General features: G+C 48.4%; 4 protein-coding genes. All 4 read left to right on the plus strand.

The features are described from left to right. Positions 1 to 110: 110 nt before the first annotated feature. Positions 111 to 647, plus strand: a complete 537-nt coding sequence (locus J7J01_08290; GenBank protein ID MCD6210865.1) for a class I SAM-dependent methyltransferase — start codon at positions 111 to 113, stop codon at positions 645 to 647. A gap of 191 nt (positions 648 to 838) precedes the next feature. Continuing rightward, positions 839 to 2,164, plus strand: a complete 1,326-nt coding sequence (gene mcrB / locus J7J01_08295) for a coenzyme-B sulfoethylthiotransferase subunit beta (GenBank protein ID MCD6210866.1) — start codon at positions 839 to 841, stop codon at positions 2,162 to 2,164. 15 nt (positions 2,165 to 2,179) lie between these two features. Continuing rightward, on the plus strand, positions 2,180 to 3,022 hold the full coding sequence (mcrG, locus tag J7J01_08300; protein MCD6210867.1) for a coenzyme-B sulfoethylthiotransferase subunit gamma: 843 nt from the start codon (positions 2,180 to 2,182) through the stop codon (positions 3,020 to 3,022). A gap of 2 nt (positions 3,023 to 3,024) precedes the next feature. Next, on the plus strand, positions 3,025 to 3,358 hold a 334-nt coding region (locus J7J01_08305; protein MCD6210868.1), incomplete at its 3' end, for a hypothetical protein.

Consider the following 3,358-nt stretch of genomic DNA (forward strand, 5'->3'; position numbering starts at 1 on the left):
AGGAGGTATATCATGCATAGCGGTACTGGATAGGAGGAAGTATTACGAGAGGATATTAAAGCTTGTGAAAGATAACGGATAATGGATAAACACATGTGGTGAAGAAGGAGATGCCTGTTGAGTTATTAAAGAACGAGCAGGAATTGGTGAAGAAATTAGGGAGGCGAATAAGGGGCAAAGGAGATGCAACAGTATCAGTATTAGATATGGGTTGTGGTACAGGGAGGCTTGCGGCATATCTCAGGGAAGAAGCGGGCTGTGAGGTGCTTGGAATAGATGTGATGCGGGATAAGATAGAGAGAGCAAGGCGAATAAGGGGTAGGGGTGTTGAATTTGGGGTGCAATCGGCGGAGTATATGGGTTTAAAAGACGAAACCTTTGATTTTGTTGTATCACTGAAGGTACTGCATGAGATCCCCCATCCCAAGATTGCGTTGCGGGAGGCGATTCGCGTGTTGAAGAATCGAGGGCGGATATTAATCATTGACTGGATAGGCGGGATTGCCGCCACAAAGCGCCATGCGCATGCGAGTAGATATTTTACACCACAGCAATTAGAGTCGTTGTTTTCATTAACGGGCTTCAAAAATATAGTAATAGAGACAAATAAGGAAGGAGAATTGATGTTAGCAGAGGCGATCAAGTAGATGCATATGAAATAGATAGTACTCACAAAAATTATGAATAAATAAGAGGTTGGTATGAGAAAAGGCTTCTAAGGCGAGCATCTCAATTTTGGACAATTGATAAAAACCGAAAAGCTTTTAAGCTGTTTCTGTAGTACTATAATATGCCCTTTAAGGGCAAAAAAGAGAGTAAAGGAGGGAAAAGATAAGTTATGGCTAAGATAGAGGATAAGGTGGACTTATACGACGACAGAGGGAACGTACTGGCGAAGGACGTGCCAATTACGGCACTCAGCCCATTGAAGAACCCGGCGATAAAGAAGATAGTCAGTCTTACGGTGCGAACAGCAGCAGTTGACTTAGCAGGGCTGGAGAAGAAACTAGCAACCGGTGCATTAGGTGGCAGGGGAATGGTGATAAGAGGCATTGGACTGAACCTGCCGATAGTGGACAAAGCGGAGGAGATAAGGAAAGAAGTAGAGGATATGCTGCGTGTAGAGCCAGGTGACGACACAAGAGTAGACCTGATGGGAGGAGGTAAGCGAATGTTGATAGAGACGCCAACGGCGAGGATTCTCAGTGATTATTCGGTTGGATTAACAGCGCCGTGCGCAGCACTGACGCATGCGATAATAGATGTGTGCAATGTTGATATGTGGGATGCACCGACAGTGAAGGCAGCAGTATGGGGCATGTACCCGCAGAATCCCGACCCTGGAGAGGGTGGATGCGCAGTGAAGATGTTGGTGGATGTGCCGATGAAGAATGAGGGAATGGGGTATGTGCTGAGGAACATACCTGTGAATCACCTCGCGGCTACTGTAAGGAAGAGAGCGCTGCAGGGTGCGGCATTGGCAATGATACTGGAGAAGGCGGCGCAATGGGAGATGGGCAACGCAATAGGACCATTTGAGCGTGGACATCTGCTTGACCTGGCATACGAGGGTATGAATGCGAACAACCTGCTGTACAACCTGATAAAGGAGAATGGGAAGACCGGTACGCTGGGTGATGTTGTGTACAGCCTGGTAGAGAAGGCGAAAGCAGATGGGTTATTGAAAGAGAAGAAGAAGATGCCATCGGGATTTGTTGTATATGATACCGATGACATGCAGTTGTGGAACGCATATGCATCAGCAGGGATGCTTGCTGCGGTATGTGTAAATTGTGCAGCGATGAGAGCAGGGCAGTCGGTACCGCCAAACATCATGTACTTCAATGAGTTGTTGGAGCATGAGACGGGCATGCCTGGGGTTGACTTTGGAATGGCACAGGGTACTTCCGTGTCGAGTTCGTTCTTCTCGCACTCGATCTACGGTGGTGGAGGTCCTGGTGTCTTCTATGGTAACCACATTGTTACAAGGCATGCAAAGGGGCAGTTTATACCATGCTTCTGCGCTGCGATGTGCATAGATGCTGATACAATGTACTTCATACCCGCAAGGACATCAGCACTGTATGGAGAGGTCCTGGGTGCGATACCGGAGTTCGCGGAGCCGATGAAGGCAGTAGCAGAGGGTGCAAAGGAGATTATGTAAGGAGGTGAAAAAGAAATGCCACAATTTTGGCCTGGTTCGAGCTTTATAGCCGAGAACCGCAGGAAATATATGAATCCTGAGTACAAGTTTGAGAAGTTGCGAGATATACCAGAAGAGGACGTAGTGAGATTGCTGGCGCATCGTGCGCCTGGTGAGGAATACAAGAGCATACATCCGCCATTGGAGGAGATGGAAGAGCCTGAATGCGCGGTTCGTGAGATGGTGGAACCCACAGAAGGAGCAAAAGCAGGCGACCGGATAAGATACAACCAGTTTACAGATTCAATGTTCTTCGCACCGATAACGCCGAGACAGCGAGCAGTGGCGTATTATTGCAGGTGGAGGGGAATAGATGTAGGTGTGCTATCAGGAAGGACGATTATAGAAGCGAGGGAGCGGGATGTAGAAAAGATAGCAAAGGAGCTATTGGATTCTGAGACGTTTGATACTGCAAGAACCGGTCTCAGAGGAAGGACGGTGCATGGGCACGCAGTCCGACTGGATGAGCGAGGTATGATGTTCGATGCGTTGAGGAGATGGGCAATTGATGAGAACACGGGGGAAGTGAAGTATGTGAAGGACATGATAGGAGGAGCGATGGACAAGGAAGTGGTAGTGGGCAAGCCGCTTCCCGAGGATGAACTGAGGAAGAGAACTACCATGTACAGGAATGCTCAGGGTGGCGTCTGGCAGGAAGCAGATGATCCCGAGTCGATGGATGTATGCTCAGAGATACACTGGAAGAGAACGGTCGCTGGGTTCCAGCCGTGGAAGAAGATTGCAGAAGTGAAAGGTGGAAAGAAGGATGTAGGTGTAAAGGACCTGAAATTATTCGTACCAAGAGGAGGTGTGGAATAAAAATGCCATTTGGAGATGTGCAGCATAATTTCTTGAAGGCGATGTCGAACAAGTTCGCCGAGAAGCCTGATAGCACGAAGACCAAGTTCTATGTGTATGGTGGATGGACGCAGTCGAAGAGGAAGACGGAGTTTGTAGAGGAAGGAAAGAAGCTGGCGATGGCAAGGTCCAGTCGAACGCCGGGATATAACCCGGATGTGGGAATGCCTCAGGGGCAGCGATACCTGATGCCGTACATGTTGAACCACACGGATATCATGGTAGAGCCTGATGACCTGCACTGGATAAATAATGCGGCAATGCAACAATGCTGGGATGATATGAAGAGGTGCATTA

Source organism: Methanophagales archaeon (assembly GCA_021159465.1).
Lineage (GTDB): Archaea > Halobacteriota > Syntropharchaeia > Alkanophagales > Methanospirareceae > G60ANME1.